This is a genomic window from Arenimonas sp. MALMAid1274 (genome assembly GCF_049195245.1).
Classification (GTDB): Bacteria; Pseudomonadota; Gammaproteobacteria; order Xanthomonadales; family Xanthomonadaceae; genus Arenimonas.
Genome location: NZ_JBMIRR010000026.1, coordinates 30447 through 56002, shown reverse-complemented (window position 1 = coordinate 56002; position 25556 = coordinate 30447). Strand labels below are relative to the sequence as shown.

Annotated in this window: 28 protein-coding genes and 5 pseudogenes; 15 read left to right on the top strand and 18 right to left on the bottom strand. The window is 68.4% G+C overall.

Annotated elements, in window-relative coordinates:
* Positions 1 to 36 precede the first annotated feature (36 nt).
* The 11 genes from ACOQFR_RS06700 to ACOQFR_RS06650 all read left to right on the top strand — a co-directional run bounded on the left by ACOQFR_RS06700 (position 37) and on the right by ACOQFR_RS06650 (position 10522).
* Positions 37 to 555, top strand: coding sequence for an RNA polymerase sigma factor (locus tag ACOQFR_RS06700; RefSeq protein WP_421379925.1), 519 nt, complete (start codon positions 37 to 39; stop codon positions 553 to 555).
* Positions 552 to 1142, top strand: coding sequence for a hypothetical protein (locus ACOQFR_RS06695; RefSeq protein WP_421379923.1), 591 nt, complete (start codon positions 552 to 554; stop codon positions 1140 to 1142). Before ACOQFR_RS06700 ends, ACOQFR_RS06695 begins: the two co-directional genes overlap by 4 nt.
* A 9-nt stretch (positions 1143 to 1151) precedes the next feature.
* Entirely contained in the window at positions 1152 to 1505 is a 354-nt protein-coding gene (locus tag ACOQFR_RS06690; RefSeq protein WP_421379921.1) for a gamma-butyrobetaine hydroxylase-like domain-containing protein, read from the top strand.
* A 134-nt stretch (positions 1506 to 1639) separates the two neighbouring features.
* On the top strand, positions 1640 to 2398 hold the full coding sequence (gene ubiE, locus ACOQFR_RS06685; RefSeq protein WP_421379919.1) for a bifunctional demethylmenaquinone methyltransferase/2-methoxy-6-polyprenyl-1,4-benzoquinol methylase UbiE: 759 nt from the start codon (positions 1640 to 1642) through the stop codon (positions 2396 to 2398).
* A gap of 67 nt (positions 2399 to 2465) precedes the next feature.
* Positions 2466 to 4337, top strand: coding sequence for a M1 family metallopeptidase (locus tag ACOQFR_RS06680; RefSeq protein ID WP_421379917.1), 1872 nt, complete (start codon positions 2466 to 2468; stop codon positions 4335 to 4337).
* Position 4338: 1 nt separating this feature from the next.
* Positions 4339 to 5304: an alpha/beta fold hydrolase gene (locus ACOQFR_RS06675; protein WP_421379915.1), complete on the top strand. Its 966-nt coding sequence runs from the start codon at positions 4339 to 4341 to the stop codon at positions 5302 to 5304.
* 97 nt (positions 5305 to 5401) lie between these two features.
* A complete protein-coding gene (locus ACOQFR_RS06670; RefSeq protein ID WP_421379913.1) occupies positions 5402 to 5911 on the top strand; it encodes a DUF1993 domain-containing protein in 510 nt (169 codons plus the stop codon).
* Between the two features lie 4 nt (positions 5912 to 5915).
* Complete coding sequence (locus ACOQFR_RS06665) at positions 5916 to 6515, top strand: aspartyl/asparaginyl beta-hydroxylase domain-containing protein (RefSeq protein ID WP_421379911.1); 600 nt, start codon at positions 5916 to 5918, stop codon at positions 6513 to 6515.
* 3 nt (positions 6516 to 6518) lie between these two features.
* Positions 6519 to 7676 (top strand): hypothetical protein, encoded by a 1158-nt coding sequence (locus tag ACOQFR_RS06660; protein ID WP_421379909.1) that lies wholly within the window; start codon positions 6519 to 6521, stop codon positions 7674 to 7676.
* Between the two features lie 7 nt (positions 7677 to 7683).
* Positions 7684 to 8898 (top strand): MFS transporter, encoded by a 1215-nt coding sequence (locus ACOQFR_RS06655; protein ID WP_421379908.1) that lies wholly within the window; start codon positions 7684 to 7686, stop codon positions 8896 to 8898.
* A gap of 109 nt (positions 8899 to 9007) precedes the next feature.
* Positions 9008 to 10522 carry an alpha/beta hydrolase gene (locus tag ACOQFR_RS06650; protein ID WP_421379906.1) on the top strand — a complete coding sequence of 505 codons (1515 nt, stop codon included), beginning with the start codon at positions 9008 to 9010 and terminating at the stop codon, positions 10520 to 10522.
* 42 nt (positions 10523 to 10564) lie between these two features.
* On the opposite strand, the gene ACOQFR_RS06645 is transcribed toward ACOQFR_RS06650, so the two are convergent.
* Together ACOQFR_RS06645 and ACOQFR_RS06640 are read right to left on the bottom strand one after the other, a co-directional pair.
* Positions 10565 to 12286, bottom strand: a complete 1722-nt coding sequence (locus ACOQFR_RS06645; protein WP_421379904.1) for a M28 family metallopeptidase — start codon at positions 12284 to 12286, stop codon at positions 10565 to 10567.
* Between the two features lie 111 nt (positions 12287 to 12397).
* Complete coding sequence (locus ACOQFR_RS06640; RefSeq protein ID WP_421379902.1) at positions 12398 to 13117, bottom strand: hypothetical protein; 720 nt, start codon at positions 13115 to 13117, stop codon at positions 12398 to 12400.
* A 133-nt stretch (positions 13118 to 13250) separates the two neighbouring features.
* Between ACOQFR_RS06640 and gpmI the strand changes: the two genes are divergently transcribed.
* From gpmI to ACOQFR_RS06625, 3 genes and pseudogenes are all read left to right on the top strand, one after another.
* Positions 13251 to 14786 (top strand): 2,3-bisphosphoglycerate-independent phosphoglycerate mutase, encoded by a 1536-nt coding sequence (gene gpmI / locus ACOQFR_RS06635; protein ID WP_421379900.1) that lies wholly within the window; start codon positions 13251 to 13253, stop codon positions 14784 to 14786.
* A complete protein-coding gene (locus ACOQFR_RS06630; protein ID WP_421379898.1) occupies positions 14783 to 15943 on the top strand; it encodes a murein hydrolase activator EnvC family protein in 1161 nt (386 codons plus the stop codon). Before gpmI ends, ACOQFR_RS06630 begins: the two co-directional genes overlap by 4 nt.
* Positions 15944 to 15982: 39 nt before the next feature.
* Positions 15983 to 17448 (top strand): annotated as a pseudogene (locus ACOQFR_RS06625) (S41 family peptidase); the annotation flags it as partial.
* On the opposite strand, the pseudogene ACOQFR_RS06620 reads toward ACOQFR_RS06625, so the two are convergent.
* The 16 genes and pseudogenes from ACOQFR_RS06620 to ACOQFR_RS06545 all read right to left on the bottom strand — a co-directional run.
* Positions 17375 to 17725, bottom strand: a pseudogene (locus ACOQFR_RS06620) (DUF4262 domain-containing protein); the annotation flags it as partial. The pseudogenes ACOQFR_RS06625 and ACOQFR_RS06620 sit on opposite strands and share 74 nt — an antisense overlap.
* A gap of 9 nt (positions 17726 to 17734) precedes the next feature.
* Entirely contained in the window at positions 17735 to 18064 is a 330-nt protein-coding gene (locus ACOQFR_RS06615; RefSeq protein ID WP_421379896.1) for a hypothetical protein, read from the bottom strand.
* Positions 18064 to 18456, bottom strand: a complete 393-nt coding sequence (locus ACOQFR_RS06610; RefSeq protein WP_421379893.1) for a nuclear transport factor 2 family protein — start codon at positions 18454 to 18456, stop codon at positions 18064 to 18066. Before ACOQFR_RS06610 ends, ACOQFR_RS06615 begins: the two co-directional genes overlap by 1 nt.
* 24 nt (positions 18457 to 18480) lie before the next feature.
* Positions 18481 to 19035 carry a DUF4256 domain-containing protein gene (locus ACOQFR_RS06605; RefSeq protein ID WP_421379891.1) on the bottom strand — a complete coding sequence of 185 codons (555 nt, stop codon included), beginning with the start codon at positions 19033 to 19035 and terminating at the stop codon, positions 18481 to 18483.
* 1 nt (position 19036) lies between these two features.
* The gene (locus ACOQFR_RS06600; protein WP_421379889.1) at positions 19037 to 19240 is read right to left on the bottom strand and encodes a zinc ribbon domain-containing protein; all 204 of its coding nucleotides are present in this window, start codon (positions 19238 to 19240) and stop codon (positions 19037 to 19039) included.
* 47 nt (positions 19241 to 19287) lie between these two features.
* A complete protein-coding gene (locus ACOQFR_RS06595) occupies positions 19288 to 19692 on the bottom strand; it encodes a hypothetical protein (RefSeq protein ID WP_421379887.1) in 405 nt (134 codons plus the stop codon).
* Between the two features lie 19 nt (positions 19693 to 19711).
* Positions 19712 to 20098, bottom strand: coding sequence for a hypothetical protein (locus ACOQFR_RS06590; protein ID WP_421379885.1), 387 nt, complete (start codon positions 20096 to 20098; stop codon positions 19712 to 19714).
* Positions 20099 to 20261: 163 nt separating this feature from the next.
* The gene (locus ACOQFR_RS06585; protein ID WP_421379883.1) at positions 20262 to 20672 is read right to left on the bottom strand and encodes a low affinity iron permease family protein; all 411 of its coding nucleotides are present in this window, start codon (positions 20670 to 20672) and stop codon (positions 20262 to 20264) included.
* 161 nt (positions 20673 to 20833) lie between these two features.
* Positions 20834 to 21349, bottom strand: a complete 516-nt coding sequence (locus ACOQFR_RS06580; protein ID WP_421379881.1) for a hypothetical protein — start codon at positions 21347 to 21349, stop codon at positions 20834 to 20836.
* A gap of 45 nt (positions 21350 to 21394) precedes the next feature.
* Positions 21395 to 21720: pseudogene (locus tag ACOQFR_RS06575) on the bottom strand (DUF6404 family protein).
* A gap of 155 nt (positions 21721 to 21875) precedes the next feature.
* On the bottom strand, positions 21876 to 22292 hold the full coding sequence (locus tag ACOQFR_RS06570) for a hypothetical protein (protein ID WP_421379879.1): 417 nt from the start codon (positions 22290 to 22292) through the stop codon (positions 21876 to 21878).
* Between the two features lie 145 nt (positions 22293 to 22437).
* Positions 22438 to 22869: a hypothetical protein gene (locus tag ACOQFR_RS06565; protein WP_421379877.1), complete on the bottom strand. Its 432-nt coding sequence runs from the start codon at positions 22867 to 22869 to the stop codon at positions 22438 to 22440.
* A 56-nt stretch (positions 22870 to 22925) separates the two neighbouring features.
* A pseudogene (locus ACOQFR_RS06560) lies at positions 22926 to 23309 on the bottom strand (PH domain-containing protein).
* A 104-nt stretch (positions 23310 to 23413) separates the two neighbouring features.
* Positions 23414 to 23749, bottom strand: coding sequence for a low molecular weight protein tyrosine phosphatase family protein (locus ACOQFR_RS06555; RefSeq protein ID WP_421379875.1), 336 nt, complete (start codon positions 23747 to 23749; stop codon positions 23414 to 23416).
* Between the two features lie 34 nt (positions 23750 to 23783).
* Complete coding sequence (locus ACOQFR_RS06550; protein ID WP_421379873.1) at positions 23784 to 24179, bottom strand: hypothetical protein; 396 nt, start codon at positions 24177 to 24179, stop codon at positions 23784 to 23786.
* Between the two features lie 519 nt (positions 24180 to 24698).
* Positions 24699 to 25058, bottom strand: a complete 360-nt coding sequence (locus ACOQFR_RS06545) for a hypothetical protein (RefSeq protein WP_421379871.1) — start codon at positions 25056 to 25058, stop codon at positions 24699 to 24701.
* Between the two features lie 185 nt (positions 25059 to 25243).
* Here ACOQFR_RS06545 and ACOQFR_RS06540 point away from each other — a divergent pair.
* Positions 25244 to 25549: pseudogene (locus tag ACOQFR_RS06540) on the top strand (tyrosine-type recombinase/integrase); the annotation flags it as partial.
* Positions 25550 to 25556 lie beyond the last annotated feature (7 nt).

Sequence of the window (25556 nt, the reverse complement as noted above, 5' to 3'; positions counted from 1 at the left end):
GCCGTCCCTCGGCCGCCGCGACCGCGGGTACCTGAGGTGACGCCCGGTCCCGCGCTCACGGCCCCGGCCGTGGACATCGAACAGGTGCTGCGCGAGCACGGGCCCATGCTGGCCCGCATCGCCGGCAGTTACGAATCCGATCCGGCACGCCGGGACGACCTGTTGCAGGAGATCAGCGTGGCGGTCTGGCGGGCGCTGCCCAGCTGGCGTGGCGATGCCTCGCTGCGTACCTTCGCCGCGCGCGTGGCGCACAACCGCGCCATCGACCATCTCTCGCGCGAGAAGCGCGCCCAGGGCGACGAGCTGCACGACGAGCACGCCGATCCCGACGCCAGCCCGCTGCAGCACGCCGAAGCGCACCAGCGACGCACCGACCTGCTGGCGGCGGTGCGTGGCCTCCCGCTGGGCCAGCGCCAGGTGGTGGTGCTGGCGCTGGAGGGTTTTTCGCAGCGCGAGATCGGCCAGGCCCTGAGCCTGGAGGAAAACACGGTGACCCAGCGGCTCAGCCGCGCGCGGCGCCAGCTGCAGTCGGTGCTGGGAGGGCAGGGCGCATGAGCCTGGAAAACGAGTGGACCCAGCTTGCGGAAACCTGGCGCAGCCAGCCGGCGCCGGGCATCGACCTGGACGCGGTGCGGCGGGAGGCGCGGCAGCGCGGGCGGTCGCTGCGGCTCAAGTTCTGGTCCGAGATCGCCGTCTCGGTGCTGTTCACGGTGGGCTGCGCCTACATGGTGCTGCGCGCCGAAAGCGACCTGTTCGAGCGGCTGCTGTTCGGCGGCATGGGCGGGTTCCTGCTGTGCTACAAGGCCTTCATGCTGTGGCTGCGGCGCGGCGAACTGTCCGAGGCCGGGCTGGACGTGCAGTCGCTGGTGGACCTGGAGCTGCGCAGGGCTCAGTCCACCCTGAGTTACTGGCGCGCGGGCATGTGGAGCGCCATGGCGGTGTGGGGCGTGCTGTATGTCGTGATGATGGTGGGCCTGGGCAACGACTGGCCACGCCAGCACGTGGCCGGGCTGGCCGGCGGGCTGATCGCCAACATCCTGCTGCTGCCCGGCCTGGGTGCGTTCGGGCTGTGGCGCTGCCGGCAGGAGCGGGCGCGCATCCAGCGTTACCGCGACCTGCAGGAGCAGCTGCGCGCGCCGTAGAATGCGCGCATGAGCAGCCCGCGCCCCACCGACCTGATCCTGCACCAGGCCTCGCACGTGTTGGAGGTCGCCTTCGACGACGGCCAGCGCTTCCGCCTGCCCTGCGAATACCTGCGGGTGGAGTCGCCCAGCGCCGAAGTGCAGGGCCACGGTCCCGGCCAGAAGGTGCTGGTGGCCGGCAAGCGCAACGTCAACATCAAGGCCATCGAACCGATGGGCAACTACGGCGTGCTGCTGCGCTTCGACGACGGCCACGACACCGGCATCTTCAGCTGGACCCTGCTGCACCAGCTGGGCCGTGAGTACGACCTGCGCTGGTCCGCCTACACCGCCGCCCTGGCCCAGGCCGGCACCCCCCGCTAGAACCCAGGGAAAACATACCAGGTATGTTTTCCCTGACCCCTGGGTGTTCACCGGAAGTCCCACGAAAACATACCTGGTATGTTTTCCCTGGGTTTTTGCTGTTTCCGGTGGGGGATCCCTGCGATAATCGGGGCATGGACAAGACGCCCGAATCCGGCACCACCCACTTCGGTTTCCGCGACGTGCCGGTGGCCGACAAGAAGAAGCTGGTCGGCCAGGTATTCAGCTCGGTCGCGCAGCAGTACGACCTGATGAACGACCTGATGTCCCTGGGCATCCACCGCCTGTGGAAGCGCTACTTCGTCGGCACCTCGGGCGTGCAGAAGGGCGACCGCGTGCTCGACCTGGCCGGCGGCACCGGCGACATCGCCGCCCTGCTGCATGAACGCGTCGGCGAGGCCGGCAGCGTGGTGCTGGGCGACATCAACGCCGCGATGCTCGGCGTCGGCCGCGACCGCCTCACCGACCGCGGCCTGGTGCGCGGCCTGGAGTACGTGCAGCTCAACGCCGAAGCCCTGCCGTTCCCGGATGCCAGCTTCGACCTGGTCACCATCGCCTTCGGCCTGCGCAACGTCACCGAAAAACAGAACGCACTGAAGGAAATGCACCGCGTGCTCAAGGTCGGCGGCCGCGCGCTGGTGCTGGAGTTCTCGCAGGTCAAGCCCGAATGGTTCCGCCCGGTGTACGACTTCCACTCGTTCAAGGTGCTGCCGCGCCTGGGCAAGCTGTTCGCCAACGACGCCGACAGCTACCAGTACCTGGCCGAGTCCATCCGCAAGCACCCGCCGCAGGACGAGCTCAAGGCCATGATGGCTGCGGCCGGCTTCGAGCGCACCGACTACCGGAATTTGAGTGCAGGCATCGTGGCCATCCATTCCGGCTACCGGGTTTGAGGGCCACCCCTGCCCCCCACCGCCCGCGCTAGAATCCGGCAGTCCAACCGTCCGCCCGGAACCGCCCATGCGCCGCTTCGCCCTGCTGCTGACCCTCCTGATCGCCACCCTGCCGGCCCTGGCCCAGGACCGCCGCAGCGACGAACACTCCTACGCCGAGCCCGACAAGGTCCGCATCGCCGACCTGGCCCTGGACCTGAGCCTGGATTTCGCCAAGCGCGAACTGGGCGGCACCGCCACCCTCACCCTGGCCTGGCAGGACAAGGACCACCGCCGCCTGGTGCTGGACACCCGCGACCTGGCCATCGCCGCGGTCGAGGCCCGCAACGGCCAGCGCCGCTGGCGCAAGATGGAATACGCCCTGGCCGCCCCGGACGCGCGCTTCGGCAGCCGCCTCACCGTCACCCTGCCGCGCCAGTACGAACAGGTCCGCATCACCTACCGCACCTCGCCCCAGGCCTCGGGCCTGCAGTGGCTGTCCCCGGCCATGACCGCCGGCGGCCGCCTGCCCTTCATGTTCAGCCAGTCGCAGGCCATCCACGCCCGCAGCTGGGTGCCGCTGCAGGACACGCCCTCGGTCCGATTCACCTACAGCGCCCGCATCCGCACCCTGAAGGACGTGATGGTGCTGATGAGCGCCGACAACGACCCGCAGGCCGTGCGCGACGGCGACTACAGCTTCCGCATGCCGCAGGCCATCCCGTCCTACCTGATGGCCATCGCCGCCGGCGAGCTGGTGTTCAAGCCCATCTCCGCCCGCGCCGGCGTGTGGGCCGAGCCGGCCACCGTGGACCGGGCGGTGAAGGAGTTCGAGGACACCGAGAAGATGATCGCGGTCACCGAGAAGCTCTACGGCCCCTACCGCTGGGAGCGCTACGACCTGCTGATCCTGCCGCCCTCGTTCCCGTTCGGCGGCATGGAGAACCCGCGCCTGAGCTTCATCACGCCCACCGTGATCGCCGGCGACAAGTCGCTGGTGTCGCTGATCGCGCACGAGCTGGCGCACTCCTGGTCCGGCAACCTGGTCACCAATGCCAGCTGGAAGGACATGTGGCTCAACGAAGGCTTCACCAGCTACGTCGAGAACCGCATCGTCGAGGAGCTCTACGGCAAGGAGCGCGCCGACATGGAGTTCGTCAACAGCCGCAACGGCCTGGTGGCCGAACTGGCCGACGTGCCGGTGGACCAGCAGGTGCTGGTGCTGCCCATGCGCGGCGGCAGCGACCCCGAGGACGCGCTGGGCGCGGTGGCCTACGACAAGGGCGCGTGGTTCCTCCAGTTCCTGGAACAGCGCTTCGGCCGCGAGATCTTCGATCCGTTCCTGCGCAGCTGGTTCGACGGCCACGCCTTCCAGAGCGTGGACAGCGACCAGTTCCTGGCCTTCGTGAAGTCCGACCTGCTGCCGAAGAAGCCCGGCGCGGTCACCGACGCCGAGCTGAGCACCTGGCTCACGGCCCCGGGCATCCCGGAGTTCGCACCCAAGACCGTCTCGCCGCGCTTCGAGGCCGTGGACGCCACCCGCGAAGCCTGGCTCAAGCGCCGCACCGCCGCCCGCGAGCTCAAGACCGCGCAGTGGACCACGCAGGAGTGGGTCTATTTCCTCGAGGGCCTGCCCAAGCAGCTGGCGCCCGAACGGCTGGTCGAGCTCGACCAGGCGTTCCGCTTCACCGGCACCGCCAACGGCGAGATCGCCCAGCGCTGGTATCCGCTCAGCGTGCGCAGCGAATACTTCGAGGCGCGGCCCGCGATCTCGCTGTTCCTGCGCAAGATCGGCCGGCGCAAGCTGATCATGCCGACCTACGAGGCCCTGGTGCAGACCGAAGACGGCCTGGCGTTTGCCACCCAGGTGTTCGCGATGGCCAAGCCCGGCTACCACCCGATCACCAGCGCCTCGGTCGAGGCCGTGCTGGCCAAGGCCAAGGCCGCGCCGGCGCAGTAAGGTGAGCGAAACCCGGCGCGCGGGCCGCCCGCGCAAGCTGCTGCTGGCCACCTCGCTGGGCCTGGCCCTGGGCGCGGTCGGCCTGGCCGCCAGCGCGCCCGAGCGCGTGCTCAATGCCGAGTTCGCCCGCCTGCGCTGGCTGGCCGGCGCCGAGGCCGTCAGCTTTCCCGACGTGGCCGGCCACCGCTGGGCCGCGCTGCAGGCCGGCAAGGGCGCCGACAAGCCGCTGATCGTGCTGGTGCACGGCTTCACCGGCAGCAAGGAAAACTGGCTGCCGCTGATGCGCGAACTGGCCCGCACCCACCGCGTGCTGGCCTTGGATCTGCCGGGCTGGGGCGAAAGCCAGCGCCTGCCCGAAGCCGACTACGGCCCGGTCGCGCAGGCCGGGCGCCTGGCCGCCTTCCTGCAGGCGCTGCCGGAAAAACCGGCGATGCTGGTAGGCCACTCCATGGGCGGGCAGATCGTGGGCCTGGTGGCCGCCCGCCATCCGGGCCTGGTGGACCGCATTTCGCTGATGTCCTCCGCCGGCGTGCGCTACCAGGAAAACGCCTTCGCCAATGCGGTGCTGGCCGGCGAGAACCCGTTCCAGGTCACCAACCGCGCCGAGCTCAAGCGCTACCTGGGCATCGTGTTCACCGATCCGCCCTTCGTGCCCTGGCCGGCGAACGAGGCCCTGGTGCGGCGTCGCCGCGCCGACGCCGGCTTCGAGCAGCGCGTGCTCGACGGCATCGGCCGCGGCCCCGAGGCCTTCGCGCTCGAGGCCGAGCTGCCCGCCATCGCCGCACCGACCCTGCTGCTGTGGTGTCGCGACGACCGGGTGATCGACGTCAGCGCCGCCGAGATCTTCGGCCGCGGCCTGCCGCGCAGCGCCACCGTGATCCTGTCGGGCTGCGGGCACATGCCGATGATGGCCCAGCCGCGCCAGGTGGCGCAGGCCGTCACCGGCTTCCTGTCGGTGGAAATGTAGGGGGCGGGAAGGCCGCAACTGACCGTTTCACGGCCCGTCGCCGTGAGGGCCGGCGGCCGGCGTACCATCGCGGCTTCTCCCCGCATCGAGCCCTGCCATGACCCTGTCCCTGCACGCCGCCTCCGTCCCCGTGTTCACCCAGCTGCTGCACGCCCTGTCCGGGGTGCTGGCCAAGGCCGAGGCCCACGCGACCGAGCGCAAGATCGAGCCCGACGCCTTCCTGCAGTCCCGCCTCTACCCCGACATGTTCCCGCTGGTGCGCCAGGTGCAGATCGCCGCCGATTTCGCCAAGTCGGTGTCGGCGCGCCTGGCCGGCGCCGAGGTGCCGTCGTGGGAAGACAGCGAGACCACGTTCGCGCAGCTGCAGGCGCGCATCACCCGCACGCTGGACTTCATCGCCGCGCTGGACCCGGCCGCGTTCGAGGGCGCGCAATCGCGCGAGATCGTGCTGCGCCCCGGCACGCCCAAGGAAAAGAAGCTCAGCGGCCAGGCCTACCTGCTCAACTACGGCCTGCCGCAGTTCTTCTTCCACGTCACCACCACGTATGCGCTGCTGCGCCACGGCGGCGTCGAGATCGGCAAGCGCGACTTCATGGGCCAGTTCTGACCGCATGATCCCCTTCGCCCGCATCGATGGCCCGCTGGACCTGGCCCCGCTGCGGGCGGAGCTGTCGCGGCTGCTGCAGGCGCCCTGGTACGACCACGTGAACCAGCGCGACTACCGCGGCGGCTGGGACGTACTGCCGCTGCGCTGCCAGCGCGAACATCTTAGCCAGCATCCAATCCTGCAGAGCTTCGCGATCGGCTGGGGTGATGACTGGGCCGACCTGCCCGTGCTGCAGACCCTGCCGGCCCTGCGTGCGGTGCTCGACCGCGTGCACGCGCCCCTGCAGGCCGCGCGACTGATGCGGCTCAAGGCCGGCGCCGAGATCAGGCCGCACCGCGACGCCGGGCTGGGCATCGACCACGGCCTGGCCCGCCTGCACCTGCCGCTGCAGACCAGCGAGCACGTGCAGTTCATCGTTGGCGGCCAGGTGGTGCCGATGGCGCCGGGCGAGCTGTGGTACTTCGACGCCGACCAGGTGCACGAGGTGCACAACCGCGGCGACCAGGACCGCATCCACCTGGTGATCGACTGCACCGCCAACGACTGGCTGCGCGAACGCGTGCACGGCGGCGTCGTGCCGTCGCAGGCGTCGGCAGGGTCGTAGCGCATGGACCTGCGGCCGGCGTACCGCGCGCTCGTGGCCTCGCCGGCCGACCTGGCGCGCTGCCGGAACGCGGACGGCATCGCCCCGATGCTGCAATTGCTGAGGCAGCTGTGGCACTGCGGCTCGCTGGATGACAACGCGCTGATCGGTGCACTGGAACAGGCCAATGCGGAAACCCTGGACCTGCCGCCGGACGCGCTGGCCGGGCAGTGGCTGCCCAGCGCCTACCGCGCCTCCGACCGCAGCCTTCAGTGGTGCCTGCCGCTGGGTCCACCGACCCGGCCTTTCCTCGAGGACTACCTTGGCGATTGCCGCCAGCGTGATCCGGTCAATGCCTTGATCCGCCCGCGCACCGCGATGGCGCCCCTGCTCGCCGCCGCGCCGCGGCAGGGGCCCTGCGCCGCCGGCTTCATTTTCCACCTCTCGCGCTGCGGCTCGACCCTGGTGTCGGGCGCGCTGTCCGAGCTCGACCGCAGCTGCGTGCTGTCGGAATCGCCGCTGCTCACGGCGGTGTTGCTCGATGCCGGCCTGACCGATGCCGAGAAGCGCGCGCTGCTGCCGCAGCTGGTGCAGCTGCAGGGCGCCGCCTTCCCCGGCCGCAATGCGGTGATCGTGAAATGGAATGCCTGGGACCTGGCCTGCTGGCCGCTGATCCTGCAGGCCTGCCCGGACGTGCCGCGCGTCTGCCTGTTCCGCGAACCCGCGGAAATCCTGGCCTCGCACGCCGTGTCGGCGGGAAGGCACATGGCCGGAGATCCTTCGATGCGCTCGCTGGCGCCGATGTTCGCGCCGCCGGCGGCCGACGAGGACCTGCTGTCCCTGCGCATCCGCGTGCTGCAGGGGCTGATGGCCGCGATGGCCGCGCTGTCCGCACAGGAAGGCGGCACCACGCTCGACTACGCGCAGCTGAATGCCGACGCCATCCTGGCGCTGGCCCCCCGCTTCGGACTGTCCGCGGATGCAGCGGGGCAGGTGTGCCTGCGGGCACGCCTGCAGCGTCACTCCAAGCAGCCCGAGGCCCGCTTCGTGCCTGATGCCGCGCGCAAGCGCGAGCACTTCGCGGCCGACGAACGCCAGCGCATCGACCGGGCGCTGGCGCCCTGGCACCGCGCGCTGCAGGCCCACGCCAGCGCGACATCACCGACGCACGCTCCCGCCTAGGCCCGCCATGTTCAAGGTACTGCGCACCCGCGAGATCCTGATCACCACGCTGGCCGCCGCGGGCATCCTGGCGGTAACCATGGGCGCGCGGCAGTCGCTGGGCCTGTTCATCGTGCCGATGGACGCCAGCACCGGGCTGGGCATCGCCACGCTCAGCCTGGCGCTGGCGATCGGGCAGTTCAGCTGGGGCGCGGTGCAGCCCCTGGCCGGCGCCGCGGCCGACCGCTACGGCCCGCGCATCGTGCTGGTCGCGGGTCTGCTGGTGCTGGCCCTGGGCTGCGCGCTGACGCCCTTCGTGGACACCGGCTTCGGATTCTTCGTGACGCTGGGCCTGCTGTCGGCGATCGGCTCGGGCGCGGGCAGTTTTTCCGTGCTGATCGGCGCCGCCTCGCAGCGGCTGCCGCCCGAGGCGCGCGGCGCGGCCTCGGGCGTGATCAATGCCGGGGGTTCCTTCGGCCAGTTCGTGTTCGCGCCCGTGCTGCAGAAACTGATCCAGCTCACCGGCTGGATGGGCGCGATGTGGGCGATGGCGCTGATGACGCTGGCCGCGCTGCCGCTGGTCGGCCGCCTCACGCGCGAGCCGGTGCCGCGCCCGCCTGCGGCGGCCGGCGACACCGGCGTGCTCAACGCCATCGGCGGTGCGATGACGGACCGCAGCTACCTGCTGCTGCATGCGGGCTTCTTCACCTGCGGTTTCCACATCGCCTTCCTGGTGACGCATTTGCCGGGCGAGGTGAACCTGTGCGGCCTGCCGCCCAGCGTGGCCAGTTGGTCGCTGGCCATCATCGGCCTGGCCAACATCGTCGGCAGCCTGTTCGCGGGCGGATGGGTGTCGCGCTACCGCAGCAAGCACGTGCTGTTCTGGATGTACGCCTCGCGCGTGCTGCTGATCGCGCTGTACCTGGCGATGCCGCGCACCGAGCTCAATTTCTACCTGTTTGCCGCGGGCCTGGGCTTCACCTGGCTGGCCACGGTGCCGCCGACCGCCACGCTGGTGGGCAAGCTGTTCGGCCTGCGCTACCTGGGCACCCTGTTTGGCCTGACGCTGTTCTCGCACCAGGTCGGCGGCTTCCTCGGCGCTTGGCTCGGCGGCCTGTCCTTCACCCGCTTCGGCGACTTCACCTGGATGTGGTACGCCGACATGGCCCTGGCCGGCCTGGCCGCGGTGCTGAACCTGCCCATCCGCGAGGCACGCATGCCGCGCGCGGCAGCGCCGGCCTAAGCCGGCCCACGCCCACACCGACCCGGCGCCGCGACGTCCCCACCGGCCGCGCGCCGCACGCCCGCCGCTGGGGCAAACTGGCCGCCTGATCCCGGCCCGCGAGCTGACCATGCCAGTTCCCTACCACGTCCAAGCACCGGCCCCTTGGCGTCGCTGGCTGTGGCGGTCAGGCACGCGGCTGGCCTGGACGGTGGCCATCGTGGCGCTGCTGCTGCTGGCGGTGGTGCTGGCCACCGCCTTCGCCGCGCGCTCGCTGCCGCCGCTGCAGGCCTGGCACCGGATCGAGCTGCCCGAGCCCGACGCCGCCGCGCTGCGCACCATGGACTGGGACGCGTACCTGCGCGCCGAGCAGGCGCTGTTCGAGCGCAAGGCGCGCGAAATGGCGGCCACCGCGCGGCCGGGCCGCTACCGCTACGACCTCGGCAGCGCGCTGGGCGCGCCGCCCGGCACGCGCGACTGGAACCGGTCCTACGCCAGTACGCCCCGCGAGCCCCGCGGCGGCGTGCTGCTGCTGCACGGCCTGAGCGATTCGCCCTACAGCCTGCACCACCTGGTGGCGCTGTATGAAGCGCAGGGCTATGCCGTGGTGCTGCCGCGCATGCCCGGCCACGGCACCGTGCCCTCGGGCCTGCGCCACGCGCAGTGGATGGACTGGCTGGCCGCCACCGAACTGGGCGCGCGCGAGCTGCGCCGCCGCATCGGCGACGAGCGCCCGCTGCACATCGTGGGCTATTCCAACGGCGGCGCGCTGGCGCTGAAGTACACGATGGACCGCCTCGACCTGGGCGGCCAGGATCCCGCGCTGCCGATGCCCGACCGGCTGGTGCTGGTGTCGCCGATGATCGGCGTCGGCCGCATGGCGGCGTTCTCGCGGCTGATGCCGGTGCTGGGCTGGATTCCCTACTTCGAGAAATCGCGCTGGCTCGACGTGCAGCCCGAGTTCAATCCCTTCAAGTACAACTCGTTCCCGGTGAACGCGGTGCAGCAGTCGTGGCTGCTGACCGGCGCGGTGAAGAGCCAGCTGCTGGCGCTGCAGGCCTCGGGCCGCAGCCAGCGCATGCCGCCGGTGCTGAGCTTCCAGTCGGTGCTCGACAGCACGGTGAGCACGCCCGACGTGGTGCGCGCGCTGTACGACCGCCTGCCCGCCAACGGCAGCGAGCTGGTGCTGTTCGACATCAACCGCCAGAGCCTGCTGGCGCCGATGTTCACCGCCGGCGCCAATGAGCTGCTGGGCACGCTCGAACCCGGCGACGCGCACGACTACCGCCTGACCGTGCTGCGCAACCGCGACGCCGGCACCCTGTCCCTCGCCGAATCGCGCCTGGAGCCCGGCGCCACCGCGCCGAGCTCGCGGCCGCTGGACCTGGCCTGGCCCGCCGACGTGTATTCGCTGTCGCACGTGGCCCTGCCGTTTCCCACCGACGACCCGCTTTACGGCCTGCAGCCGCGCGCCGTGCCCGACTACGGCATCCGGCTGGGCACGCTGTCGCTGCACGGCGAGCGCGGCGCGCTGTCGGTGAGCGCGGAGCAGTGGCAGCGGATCGGCAGCAATCCGTTTTTTTCCTACCTGGAGGGGAGGGTGGGGGAGGTGGTGGTGGCGGATGCGCAACGGGCTCCCAAATGAAAACGGCGCCTTGCGGCGCCGTTTCCAAGCAGCTTCAAACCCTCACTGCGCTGCGCGCGAAGCGTCCCGCGCCGCCTTGAAGGCATTGCCTTCCACGTAGTTCGGCCAGGCGTCATTGCCAGCGAGCGTCGCGCCCACGCCGTACAGCGCCTGCAGGTCCTGCACCACGCCGCGCAGGTCCCAGGACGGATCGAACTCGTCGGCGGGCTTGTGGTACAGCGCGGTGGTGTAGTTGGCCTGGATGCCGCGGCCGAACTCCACGCCCTTCTCGACGTGGTCGATGCCGCCCTTGGCGTACAGCGCCGGCACGCCGAACTTGGCGAAGCTGAAGTGGTCGGAGCGGAAGAAGAAGCCCTTCTCGACGCCATCCTCTTCCACCAGCACGCGGCCCTGTTTCTCGGCGATGGGGCGCAGCACTTCATCCAGCTCGGAGTTGCCCAGGCCGATCACCACGAAGTCCTTGGTCGGACCGACCACCGACATCGCGTCCAGGTTCACCACCGCCACCGTGTCCTTGAGCGGGATCACCGGGTTGGCCGCGTAGTACTTCGAACCCAGCAGGCCCGACTCCTCCAGCGTCACCAGCAGGAAGACCACCGAACGCGCCGGCTTGGGGTCCTGCACCGTGAAGGCCTCGGCGATCTCCAGCACGCCGGCCACGCCGGTGGCGTTGTCGATGGCGCCGTTGTAGATGTGGTCCTCGCCCTGGCCCGCGGCTTCGGCGCCGTGCGCCGCGCCGTGGTCACCCAGGTGGTCCCAGTGCGCCGTGTAGACGATGGCTTCGTCCGGACGCTCGCTGCCGGGCAGCTTGGCCAGGATGTTGCGCGAGCTCGATTCCTTGATCGTGCTCTTGAGCGTCGCGCTGAAGGTGGCATCGCCCAGGTCCACGGCGGTGAAGCCGGGGTTGTTGGCGGCGGCGCGCTGCTCGTCCAGGTTCAGGCCCGCGTCGGCGAACAGCTTGGCGGCGGTCTCGCCGGTGATCCAGCCCTGCATCGGCAGGCGCGGCTCCGGGTCGGCGCTGGCGGGCAGGTCGTACTGCGCGCCCGACCAGCTGTTCTTGACCACGTCCCAGCCGTAACCGGCGCCGGCGTCGTCGTGGATGATCAGCGCGGCGGCGGCGCCCTGGCGCGCGGCCTCTTCGAACTTGTAGGTCCAGCGGCCGTAGTAGGTCATCTTCTTGCCGCTGAAGAGCTCGGTGCTGCCCGAATGGAAGCCCGGGTCGTTGACCAGGATCACCACCGTCTTGCCCTTAACGTCCACGCCGGCGTAGTCGTTCCAGTTGGCTTCCGGCGCATTCACGCCGTAGCCCACGAACACCATCTCGCTGGCGTCCACCTTCACTTCCGGCTGCGCGGTGCGCGTGCCCATCGCCATCTGCGTGCCGAAGGCCAGCGGCTGCGCGGTGCCGCCCAGCGTGATCGCGGCGGTGGACGTGGCTTCGTCGGCCGTTGTCTCGACCATCGGCACGTCCTGGAACCAGCTGTCGCCGTTGCCGGGCTGCAGGCCCAGGCGCTTGAACTGCGCCACCAGGTAGTCGGCGGTCTTCTGCTCGCCCTCGCTGCCCGGCGCGCGGCCGCCGAACTCGTCCGAGGACAGGGCCTTCACGTGCACGGCGAAGTCTTCGGCCGAGATCTCGGGACCGAAGCCGTGTTCGACCGGGGGCGGGGTGGCCGCGACCGGCGCCGGGGCTTCCGGGGCCGGGCTCGGCTGGCAGGCGGCCAGCGCGACGGTCGCGATGGCGGCAAAGAGGAGCGTGTGCTTCATTCCAGGGGTTCTCCGGAGGAGGTTGAACCCCGATTCTAGCCCCGATGCCCTGGCCGCGCTTCCGGGCCCCGGGCGCGGGCCCCGCGGCCCGGAGGCGGCGGGGACGGTGCTTCAGTCGCGGGCCGGCAGTCGGTCGGTGTAGGACTGCGCGGTGGCGCCCGTAACCGGGCCGATCTTGGCGCTGGCGTGTACGAACAGCTCCACCTCGCGCTCGAACACCAGCGACCCCTGCACCACCGAGCCCGGGCCGACTACGATGCGCGGCTTGCGCTGCTTGCCCGAATTGAACCAGGTCGAATTCGGCTTCTCGACCCGGATGCCGCCGGCCACCGTGGTCGACTCGAGCAGGATGTCGCCATTGGTGGTGACCAGGTCGCCGCCGATCTCGCCGCCGGTGAAGTCGAGCTTGCCGTTGACCGTGGACGCATCGCCGCGCACGCGCGCGCCCTTCTCGCCGCGGATGCCGCCGTTGACGGTCTCCACGTTCTGTTCCACCAGCGAGCCGGCGCCCAGGTCGATGCCGCCATTCACGGTCTCCAGCGAGCGCGCGCTGGCCACGTCGCCCAGCTCGATGCCGCCGTTGACGGTCTCGGCGCTGCCCAGGCGGGCGCGGTTGTGGATGTGGATGCCGCCATTGACGGTTTCGGCCTGGCGCACCTGGGCGCCTTCGCGCACCGTGATGCCGCCGTTGACCGTCTCCAGGCTGCCGTATTCCTTGCCGGCTTCGGCGGTGATGCCGCCGAACACCTTGTCGACGTTTTCCTGGGCCAGGACCGGGCCGGACAGCAGCAGGGACAGGGCGATGAGGGATGCCAGCTTGCGGGTGCGCATGGGGTTGCTCCTTGGGGATTCCCGGATGGGATGCCGCCCGCGTGCACAGGGTTTAAATCCCCGGCGCGGCGGCGGGCCCAGACTGGCCCGGCGGGGCTACAATTTCGATATGCCGTTCGTCCCGGAGCCGACCTTGTCCACTGCCCGCCCCAAGCCCCTGCTGCTGCTGATCCTGGACGGCTGGGGCCACCGCGACGACCCCGCCGACAACGCCCTGGCCCTGGCCAGGCTGCCCAACTGGAAGCGCCTGCTGGCCGAGTGCCCGCACACCCTGGTGCACACCGAGGGCAAACACGTGGGCCTGCCCGACGGGCAGATGGGCAATTCCGAAGTCGGCCACATGAACATCGGTGCCGGCCGCATCGTCTACCAGGACCTGACCCGGGTGGACGCCGCCATCGAGGACGGCAGCTTCTTCGCCAACCCCGAGCTGGTGGCCGCCTGCCGTGCGGCCCGGGAGAACGGCGGCAGCCTGCACCTGTTCGGCCTGCTGTCGCCCGGGGGCGTGCACAGCCACGAAGACCACCTGTTCGCGATGATCGAGCTGGCCCGCCGCGAGGGCGTGGGCGAAATCGCCGTGCACGCCTTCCTCGACGGCCGCGACACCCCGCCGCGCTCGGCCGAGCCCAGCCTGCAGAAGCTGGCGGCCATCTGCGCCCAGGGTGGCGATGCGCACATCGCCACGATCAGCGGCCGCTACTGGGCCATGGACCGCGACAACCGCTGGGACCGGGTCGAGCGCGCCTACCGCGCCATCGCCGAGGCGGAGGCCGACGACACCGCCTCGGACGCGATCACCGCCCTGCATGCCGCCTACGGCCGCGACGAGAACGACGAGTTCGTGCAGCCCACCGTGATCTCCGGCGCACGCGGCCTGCGCGATGGCGACGCGGTGGTCTTCATGAACTTCCGCGCCGACCGCGCGCGCCAGCTGACCAGCGTGTTCGTATCGCCTGATTTCGCCGGTTTCGCAAAGCCGCGTCCCATCCGGCTGTCGCGCTTCACCTGCCTCACCGAGTACGACGCGAACCTGCCCGCGCCGGTCGCCTTCGGGCCCGAGGACCTGCGCAACACCCTGGGCGACGTGCTGGCCGCGAACGGACTCACCCAGCTGCGCATCGCCGAGACGGAAAAGTACGCGCACGTGACCTTCTTCATGAGCGGCGGCCGCGAAGCCCAGCTCGCCGGCGAGGAGCGCGCGCTGATTCCCTCGCCCAAGGTCGCCACCTACGATCTGCAGCCCGAGATGAACCTGCCCCAGCTCACCGCGCGCCTCACCGACGACATCCGCGCGCGCCGGCACGACGTGATCCTGTGCAACATCGCCAATCCCGACATGGTCGGCCACAGCGGCATCCTGGCCGCGGCGGTGAAGGCGGCCGAGGCCGTGGACGATGCGCTGGGCGCGATCCGCGCCGCGCTGGCCAGCGTCGGCGGCGAGATGATCGTCACCGCCGACCACGGCAACCTGGAAATGATGCGCGACCCCGACACCGGCCAGCCGCACACCTCGCACACGGTCGGCCCGGTGCCGCTGGTGTACGTGGGCCGGAAGGCCAGCCTGCGCGCCGGCGGCGCCCTGCGCGACATCGCACCGACGATGCTGCAGCTGCTGGGCCTGCCGCAGCCGCCGGAAATGACCGGCCGCTCGCTGGTGAACCTGGCTTGAGCCTGCGCGCCGCGGCCCTGGCGCTGGCGCTGCTGCTGGTGGCGCCCTGCGCGCTGGCGCAGGGCGCGCCCGAACGCGCGAAGAAGGAAGCCGCTGCGCAGCAGCGGCTGGACACGCTGCGCAGCCAGATCAAGGCCATCACCGCCGAGCAGCGCGCCTTCGAGGGCGAACGCAGCCAGGCCACGCGCGCACTGCGCGAAGCCGACGCCCAGGTCAGCAACGCCGTGCGCGCCCTGCGCAGCACCGAGGCCGGCATCGCCACGCAAGAGCTGGAGCTGCAGAAGCTCGAGGCGCGCAAGCTGACGCTGGAGGCCGGCCTGGTCGAACAGCGCGAGGCCCTGGCCACCCTGGTGCGCTCGGCCTACGCACTGGGTCGGCACGAACAGCTCAAGCTGCTGCTGGCCCAGGACCGCATGAGCGACCTGGCGCGGGTGCTGGCCTACCACCGCTATTTCCAGAACGACCGCCAGCAGCGCATCACCGGCCTGCTGGCCGAGCTGCAGCAGCTGGCCACCGTCGGCCAGCAGATCGTCGACCAGCGCCAGGTGCTGGAGGCCGCGCGCCTGCAGCAGCAATCCGAACTGACGGCGCTGGAGGGCCAGCGCACCGAACGCGCGGCGGTGCTGGCCACGCTGGAAACCACGTTCAAGGACCGCGCCGCGCGCCTGGCCGCGCTGGGGCGCGACGAGAAATCGGTGGTCAAGCTGCTCGAGCAGCTGCGCGACGCCGTGGCCGACATCCCGCGCCAGGTGGACGACAACCGGCCCTTTGCCAGCCGACGCGGCCAGCTGGGCCGGCCGCTGGCCGGGGCTGCGCTGGCGGGCTTCGGCGGCCGCCTGCCCGATGGCCGCACCAGCGACGGCCTGCTGATCGCCGGCACCGCCGGTGCCGAAGTGCGCGCCGCCGCGCCGGGCCGCGTGGCCTATTCGGACTGGCTCAAGGGCTATGGCCTGCTGGTGATCATCGACCACGGCGATGGCTGGATGAGCCTGTATGCCTTCAACGACGCCCTGCTCAAGGACGTGGGCGACTGGGTCCGGGCCGGCGAACCGCTGGCCACGGTGGGCAGCTCGGGCGGGCAGGGCCGGCCGGCGCTGTATTTCGAGCTGCGCCGCAACGGCCAGCCGCAGGATCCCAAGCCCTGGCTGCGGCCCTGAATGCACGCGGCGGCGACGCCACGGGGGCATAATCGCGTCATGCGCCCGATCCTGCCCCTGCTGCTTGCCCTGGCCCTGCCGGCCGCGGCCCAGACCGTGTCCTCGCCGATCGATCCCGAGGCGCCCGAAAGCGTGCCGCGCTCGGTGCCGCTGGCCGAGATCCAGCGCTACGTCGCCGTCTACCGCGCCATCCAGGACGCCTACGTCGAGCCGCTGGACGACCAGGCCCTGATGAAGGCCGCGCTGCGCGGCCTGCTGTCGGACCTGGACCCGCACAGCGCGTACCTGGAAAAGGACGAGGCCGAAGCCCTGCAGGAGCAGACCGAGGGCGAATACTCCGGCATCGGCGTCGAGATCGAACAGCGCCCCGACAAGACCCTGATGGTGGTCTCGCCCATCGACGGCACGCCCGCGCAGCGGGCCGGCCTGATGGCGGGCGACATCATCATCGCCGTCAACGGCCAGGCCCTGGACGCCGACGGGGCCGACGCCGCCAGCCGCGAGCTGCGCGGCGAGCCCGGCTCCAAGGTCACGCTCACCTACCTGCGCTCGGGCGACAGCATGCCGCGCGAGCTGGTGATCACGCGCGAGACCATCCGCGTGGTCAGCGTCAGCAGCCGCCTGCTCGAGCCGGGCTACGGCTACCTGCGCATCAGCACCTTCCAGGCCGACACGGGTCCGCAGGTGGGTCGCCAGCTGGCGGATCTGGCGAAGAAAAACGCCGCGCCGCTGTCGGGCGTGGTGCTGGACCTGCGCAGCAATCCGGGCGGCCTGCTCAATGCCGCGGTCGAGGCGGCCGACGCCTTCCTCGACAAGGGCCTGATCGTCAGCACCAAGGGCCGGCTGCCGTACTCCAACGCCAGCTTCCATGCCAAGGCCGGCGACCTGAGCCAGGGCGCGCGCGTGGTGGTGCTGGTGGACGCGGGCACCGCCAGCGCGGCCGAAGTGCTGGCCGGCGCGCTGCGCGACCATCGCCGCGCGACGCTGATGGGCAGCCGCACCTTCGGCAAGGGCTCGGTGCAGACCGTGGTGCCGCTGGAAAACGGCGACTCGGTGAAGCTGACCACGGCGCGTTATTACACGCCCAGCGGCAAGTCCATCCAGGCCCGCGGCATCCGGCCCGATGTGCTGCTGCGCGGCGAAGCCACCCGCGGCCTGCGCGAACAGGACCTGCCCGGCCATCTGCGTGGCGCCGACGAAGCCGGTGACGGCTATGCGCGCGGCGAAGTGATCCAGGGCGATGCCGCGATCGCACAGGCGCTGGCGCGGCTCAAGAAGCCGGCCCCCGCCACGGTGGCGCGGGCCCGCACCGGCGGCTGAGCGCCGGCCTCAGGCCGACAGCAGCGGCTGGTTGCGACGCAGCCAGTCGTTGGCCGACCGGTCCCAGGGCCAGATGCCTTCGACCGTGGGGTAGACCAGCTGCAGCATCGGGAAGTCGAAGCCGCCGTCGTGCAGCCAGCGGTTCCATTCGAACAGCGCGGCCTTGTGCCGCTCGCCGACGGCGCGCAGCTCGCAGTCCTGGCCCTTCAGGAAACCCGAGACCCGCTGGCCGGCCTCGAAGCGCTGGCCTTCGCGCACCAGCCGGTTGTAGTGGTGCAGCAGGCGGTGCGCGTCGGGATGCGGCTGCCCGAACACCACCAGGTCGGCGGCGTCCGAAGTACGGGCGATGCCCACGGTGTAGGTGTAGGACGGCTCGTCGTCGCTGGCCTGTACGTGGATGGCGTGGCAGCCGTACTTGCGGATGTCGTCCAGCACGCGCTGCTGGTCCGGGGTGTAGTCCATCGAGGGGTCTCAGGCGCGGGGATCGGAGATCTCGATGGTAGCGTATTGCTCGCGGGCGCCGCGCGCGATGCGGCAGTGCACGCCGATGTCAGCGCCTTCGACCCGCAGTTTTCCCTCCACGTGCAGCACGTTGCCGCGGTCGTGGTAGGACGATGTCCACTGGTAGGTGGTTTCGCCGCGGCCGACGAAGTGGGCCTCGGCTTCGGCCTTGCACCAGGGCACCAGTTCGCTGGCGCGCTGGAAGACGCGGTCGTGCTCGTGCACGTCGTCATGCGGCACCCCCTGCGCGCCCACCGGCAAGGCGGCGGCCAGCGCAAACATCAGGATCCGTCGGTTCATCAGTGTTCTCCTTTGGCGAGCAGGGCGCCCATGCGCCGGTGGATCAGCTCGATGGCCTTGAGCGGGCGGATCATCACCTTGAAATCCACGATCTGGCCCTCGGCGTTCCAGCGGATCAGGTCGACGCCGTTGACCAGGATGCCGTCGATCTCGGTTTCGAACTCCAGCATCGCGTCCTGTGGACCGACAATTTCGCGCACGTACCGGAAACCGGGGCTGAAGAACACCTCGAACGCCGCCGCCAGGTAGCCGGTGACGAGGCGGCGGCCCCGCTGCGGCGTGTGCACCACCGGCGAGTGGAAGACGGCGTCCTCGGCCAGCAGGGCGGGCAGGCCGCGCGCATCGCGGGTGCGGACCAGGTGGTGCCAGGTTTCGATCGGGTGGGCGGTCATGGGCAACTCCGGGAGGCGGTGGGCTCAGACCCGCAACTGGCCGCGGAAGCCGCGGGCCGCGTAATAGGACTGCACGCCGTTGTGGTAGGTGAACACCTGGCCATAGCGCCGGTCGCAGAACAGCGCGCCGCCGCGCTGGCGGATGGCCGGCGGGGTCAGGATCCAGCTCGAGGTCTTGAGGTCGAATTCGCCCAGGGTCTGCAGGTGGCGGTAGGCGGCTTCGTCCAGCAGGGTGATGCCCATGTCGGCCGCCGATTGCACGGCGCTGCCCGCGGGCTTGTTCTCCTTGCGCGCGTCCAGGGCCTGCTTGTCGTAGCACAGGCTGCGGCGGCCGGCGGGAGTTTCGGTTGCGCAGTCGAAGAACAGCACCTCGCCGGTGCCGGCGTCGTGGCCCACCACGTCGGGCTCGCCGCCGGTGTCTTCCATCGCCTTCAGGGCGTCGAGGGCGGCGGCATGCGCGTCGAGGCGGGCCTGGACCTGGGCCCAGGTGAGCTTGCGGTGCCGCGCGGGGTGGGCCTGGAAGCGGGCTTCCAGCGTTGCGACCAGGGCGGACTTTTCCTTGGGCTTCATGGTGGCCATCTCACGAAACCAGGAAATCCAGCAGCTTCGATCCCGCGCCCGCATTGGTTCGATAGAGTTCGGTGTAGCCGCAGTTCTCGCAGCTCACCGCGGTGAACCGGTTGGTGGCGACATCGAATGCCGCCGACAGCAGGCCGCCTTCGGCGCGCATCTCCTTGCGGCTGTATTCGGTGCCATTGCATTTGGTGCAGACGAATGACGTCATTTTCCTTCCATCCTTCAGGGGGGGCGCCGGATCGGCCGCAAGTTGTGTCAGTTCTGCTTGCTGCGGGATTGCGTGATGAAGATGGCTCCGAAAAACAGCATGAAGACCAGATCGTTGGCGCCATAGATGCTGAAGAAAACACCCGCAAACGGATCTTCGGCATAGAGCTTCGCGAGACTGTTGTCGGACAGCCACCTGATCCACACGACCACGTAAACGAGCTTTTCCAACGCGAACGCCGCGGCCAGCCACCTGATGTTGGAAGTGACGGCAGCCGCACCCAGATAAGCCAGGCCCCATACCATGATCATCAGCAGGCCGAAGTTCGACATCACCACGGGGTCGGCTTCGTTGATGGCCGTGTTGGTGAATGCACGCGAGAACACCAGGACGCCGCCGATACTCATGAGGCCGGCGGCGACAAGCCCGTTGCGGATGAGCGCTCTGTTCATGCGAAGCCCTCCGGCGGCATCAGCCCAGGAATCCTGGCGATGCCAGGGCCGCGACGATGGCGGCAAGCAAGGCTGCCGAGACGAAAAAAACCAGGCAGCCAGCGAAGATGGCCAGGGCCTTGCCGAGCCATCGCCACCAGTGGGATGTCCGGCGGTAGCGGGCCAGGTAGAAAGGCACGGCAAGGTAGCCGAAGACCACCAGGCACACGCGCTGCGCCGCGCCCAGTTTCTGGCCGGAGGCCCGCGCATCCAGGCTGGCCCAGCAGAACAGCACGCCGGTGGCGAGCACGAACTGCAAAGCCTGCAGCGCCAGGTCGGCTTCGCTGTGGTGCATGAACACCACCAGGGCCACGCCGAAGCAGGCGTGCAGGCCCCACAGCAGGAAACCGGCGTGCCAGGCCCTCATCCGGGGCTGCTGGCCAGGAACAAGGAAGGCAGCAGAATCCAAGCGAACTTCATGGTCGGCCGATGCCTGGTCTGGGATGCGCCCCGATGGTTGAAGTGAACACCGTGGCCCGCGCCGGCGTCAATCGAGCCGGTCCGCGGGCGAGCCGGCTTTGCGGCGGCCGTCAGGGCTCGGGCGTACCCGTGTCCTGGCGGCCCTGGTTGAGCTCGGCCCGTGCCGAAGCGGCGAGCGCGCGGTAGCGCTGGCGGAACGCGTCGAGGCTCTGCTCCTCGATGTCCTCCAGGTCCAGCAATGCGTTGTGCGCGCCCTGGGTGGCGCGGATCAGCTCGTCGAGCTTGATCTGTATCGCCTCGGTATCGCGGTTCTGCGTGTTCTGGATCAGGAACACCATCAGGAAGGTGATGATGGTGGTGCCGGTGTTGATCACCAGTTGCCAGGTGTCGCTGAACCCGAACAGCGGACCCGTGACCAGCCAGGCCACGATCAGCAGCACCGCGAACGTGAACACGCGCGGGCGGCCGCAGAAGCGGGAGGCTGACTTGGCGAAGCGGGCGTACAGGGAGGCGTTCTTCATGGCGCTTGACCTTCAGGGGAATCGGGGCGTTCCTGGCCAACCCACAGGCGGTTCCAGCATCAGCTGGCAGTCGCCGCAGCGCAACCGGGCCCAGCCCCACGGGTCGGGGAGCGGGAAGGGGTGGGCACAGCCGGCCGGAAGGCAGTTGCCGGGTTGGCGCCTCAGATGTTTCCGTACCTGAATCTGTAGATGCCTCTCCTGATCCCGGAGCTGCCGAGTATCAGCACCGCGCCAATGACGAGCTCGAACGCCGTCGCCGCCATCGAGGCGATCTGGTCCGGTTGCCAGACGTGATCGTACTGCTGCGCCCGGACGACGTAGTTGGTCCGGACCAGCAACGTCAGCCAGTAGAGTAAATCCATCAGCCCTTGCGCCAGGAACCAGACGCCCAGCAAGGTAAGGCCCAGCGACATGCCAACGGAGGCGTCGATGGTGGCTTCCGATCTCGGCTCCTTCATGACGGGAAGCAGCTTTCGGGCGATCGTCAGCGGGAAGAACCACAGGAAGGCGCACAGGGCAACCGTAAGGCTCAAGACCGAGGCATGCGCCCACGCCCAGTCCATGCTGTCACCTTGGACAAGCACCTGCACGGAAGCCGGTATGGCCAGCAGCGTCTTGATACCGACGAAGACCGCGAACAGCCGTACGCCGATGGCAACGTAGTCTTCCCTGCTCATGGAAACGTCCCGTTCTCTATTGGCATCGACGTCGTGAGCTTACCCCTACCCAGGCGGCGCCGAGTACGTGGCCCAGGATCCCAGGCCATGCTTGCGGGAAATGTGGCGGTAGTACGCGGCCATGAACAGCCCGAAGAGCACACCACTGATCAGCGCCACCCACAGCGCGCCGCTGGCGGGCATCTCCCGCAGGCCGCGATTACCCAGCAGCCACACGCCCAGGCCGAACAGTGAGCCGAAAAGACAGCCGACGGTGACCGTCAGCGACACGAAACCCAGGAAGGGCGGGGTGGAAGCTCCGCCCCTAGCGACCAGAGCACCTGCCACGCGGGCGGGAACGCGGTGGTGCGGCCGATGCCCTTGGATTCCATGTGGCGCTTGTAGGCTTCGAGCTTGCCGGACGGTGTCATGCGCAACGGTGCCTCAGGGGGCGCGCGGCGGCGCTGCTTGAACGATGCTCGGGCCAGCAGGGTGTGGAGTCAAGCCGGTCCGGGCAGCCACGTCCCCTCGAACGAATCGCGCGCGCTTAACCGGGCGGGCCTTGCCACCACTTCAGCTCGCGTACCTTGCTTGTTCCCACCATCCTGGAAATCTCGGCCTCAAACTGGGTCATCCGATCAAGGTCCTCGATGTTGATGGTCGATTCCCCTTTCCTCTGCAGGTAGATGATCCGCGGTCCCTTCGGCCTGCGATCAACGGCCATTGCCTGAATTGACGCAACGGGGACCTCATACATGCCCCCCGGGTCGATGAAACGCAATGTCTCTGGCGACACTTCGATCGCCATCCTGGGCAGCCGTTCCGCGGCCAGCCGGCTCCGCTTGAGGTCCCGGTAAAACAGGTGCGCGAACGCAAGCGCTCCAAGCAGGAAGCTGAGGGCCGGGGGCATGGGCTTGATGAAGCCCCATGGGGCGGCGAGCAACACCAGCAGCAATGCGAACACGAGTGGGCCAAGTACGCCGGGGCGGCTCTTCCTGTGGATGTAGGACTCGCTAAAACGATACTTAGTCGGCTGCATTGGTTGCTGATCCCCTGGGTGCGCCGGGTCTATGCCTGGCCATTCTCGTGGGAATGCAAGAGCTTCATCTTCAAAGCGCATCGATCAAATGCTGACACCACTTGTCAGATCTGACTGCGTCATAGGAGATACGCACCTTGTCTGTCGGATCATCCGTAAACCTGTAGACCAATGCATTGTCCCTGCGCTCGGTGTAGATCCCGCATAGCTTCTGGCCGATCGGCATGACCGCGGAATGACTGGTCTTCACTACGGTCTCGCACAGGGTGTTTCCACTGATTTCATAGGTCATTTGTAGCGCGAATTCCGGCCCGTTGGGCACGCGTCCGCAAGCATCCGATCTGCCGTCTGCATAAAGCTCCCCGTAACCGAAGCACGTCTTGCCTCCGTCCATCGAGCTGCACGAAACCCGAAGAAGCTCTGTCGGCGAAAGCTCGATAACGGTACTCGATGCGCAGCCCACGACGGCCATCAGTGGAAGCAATCTGCTGAAAATTGTCATGGGTTGCCTGGCGCCTTGAGCAAAGCCGCGCCCAGGGCGTCGGCTTGAATGATTCGTTAGGCCGGCTGTGAGCCAAGAACCGCCTCGGAAATAATCTTGTCAAGTCGCCGAACGTCCAGGCCCTTATTGAGGTTTACCTTTATGTGACCGGCCTTGGTCCATAGCTCGATCTCTGAGTTGACGTTGAAAATGCCATGTCCGTTCTCAGAAGACCACATGAAGATGGACGAGTAGGGAAGCGAATAAATCTCGACCTTCTTGCCCGTGAAGCCCTGAGCGTCTCTCACAATCAGACGCTAGTTGGTAAATATCGCGGCGTCCCTAAACGTCTTGTACGCGGCAATCGGCGTCTCGCCCGTTACGAGCAAGTTGGTTACGTCCGCCGGTATAGGACATTCAGAAACCAACGTCCACGCCAGTATTCCACTCGTCTCTGCCATTGGAACTCCGCTGTGAGTGCTGCACATTTTTGGGCCTAACGCCTAAGTTAAGGCGCGCCAACGGCGTGGGCGTGAATGATGATTCAGGCCGCACCGTAGGGCAGCTACTGGCGCGGCGGCAAGTACTTGGGAACCTTGGCCAGGAGAAGCTCCACCAGGCTGGGCTGCATGTATTCATAGTTGTCCGGGATGTCGAGGCTGGCCACGCGCTTGCCGCGAAGGCTGGCGCCGAACTGTGCGGTCAGCTTGGTGCGGTGCGACGACTCCATGACAAGAACCGTATCTGCCCAAGCCAGTAGCTCAGGTGTCACCGGAGAATCGGCATCGCGGTTGACGCCGGCGGAAGATGTCTCTAGGCCCTCCCAGTCGGCGAAGACATGCTCAGCGGTCGGGCTGCGCAGTCGATTCTTACCGCATATAAACAAGACACGGTGCGTCAATGCTTCACCTGCGGCCTAGCGCCTGAATGAACTGTTAGACCGCATCGCCGAACTCACGGACATGCGGCACGTACGCTGAGAGTGCCGAAACACAGAGAGACTCGGAGACTATGAGCCATTCCTGCATAGTTTCTAGCGATGAGGTTACATGCAGGAAGTCACCTGAGACGCGGTCCAGCCAGCCGCCCGAGATGACCTTGTAGACCACATGGCCCGTAGTGAGCGGGCTTTGCCAGTACTCAAGCATGTCCCCCTCGTCCATGGCCTGGAACGCCCGAACGAAGGGAAAGTGGACCTCAAGGTAGCGATCAACTCCCTCCGGCGCTGCCACGACAATCCGCAAGCCAGAACTGGTGTTGGTGATCTCGGTAACGTCTGAGCCGCCACGCCAGTGAATCTCGGGACCTACAGGTTCTAGCAGTGTGTGCATGCGGCCTAACGCCTAAGTTAAGCCGCGCCGAAGGCGTCGGCTTGACTGATTATTTAGGGCCCGCCGACGGCGACCCCGGCTGATCGAGCTAGCACCCAGCCAGACAGGCCATAGCTTGACTCGATTTGGAACCCTTGCACACCCGACGTTTGAGCGAAGTGCGTGGCACTGGCCAACGAAGCGGCCCATGGACCGGGCCAGCCCACCGCTTTGAATCCATGCTCGATAGCCGGCCAGTGTGCAGTGATGATTGACTCAGATGAGACCGGAATGACCTCCAACAAAATTGCTGGAAGCAATGGAGCCTCGAAGCAGTGCGCGACGAGGCCTGCGAAGACCACCGTGAATGGCGCAGGTGCCGAGCCGTGGTGTGGCTGCAGCGAAAACACGAGCTCTTGGGTCTCAGCATTGACCGAATAGCCGACGAGAAGACTGTCGTGGACTCCTGAAAACATTCGATGTGGGCCCTAACGCCTGAGTTAAGCCGACCCACGCCGTGGGTTCGGCGTGAATGATTGGTTAGGCAACAGGCCGGTCCTCAGGCAGACGCCCCACTTGGGACAACTCTGCCAATGCACACCGAGCGGCCGCAACGAAGGATTGCCACAACGGAATTTGCCGAAGTTCGGCGAGGGCCGGCATGGGATTGGACGTTCCCTCGGCCAGGGCCACCCACATGGCATCGAACGCGTAGACGGCTGCCAGTTCATCCGGGGTGAGACTGGATATGGGCGGCGGTCCGAGCGCCGCGCCACGCCAGTCTTCCCACAAGTTAACGACCCCGTCAGGTCCGAACGCGTCTTGCTTGGACTCGTCTGCAGCGATCTCAAGGCAGTCGATCACTCGATTGCGAATTCGCTGTGACATGACCGGATTCATGGGAGACGAGTGCTCTTTACGATGCCTAACGCCTATTAGGCCTCAAATATGAGGCATAGGACCGTATGGTTCTCCCATTTCGTGGGCCTGGTCAAGAATTTTCCTACGACGCAACAAAGCTTTAGCCGATCCCGTGAACGCACGTGCCCCATCAATATCCAACGTTATGGAGTGCAAACAAGCCCTACCTGTTCGCCTCCGACCGCCGGTCGGTGGACCCGCGCGACGGCGTCGAGCGCCGGCACCATCTCGACGACCAGGTATTGTCGCGCGGCCTCAAGCTGGCCACCCGTCGCACCGGACTGGCCAAGGCCGTGGGCGCACATACGCTGCGGCACAGCTTCGCCACCCATCTGCTTGAGGCCGGCTACGACATCCGCACGATCCAGGAGTTGCTTGGCCACAAGGACGTGGCCACCACCCAGATCTACACGCATGTGCTCAACCGCGGCGGCGGTGGCGTGCTCAGTCCGCTGGACCGTCCGACATGACCGGCGC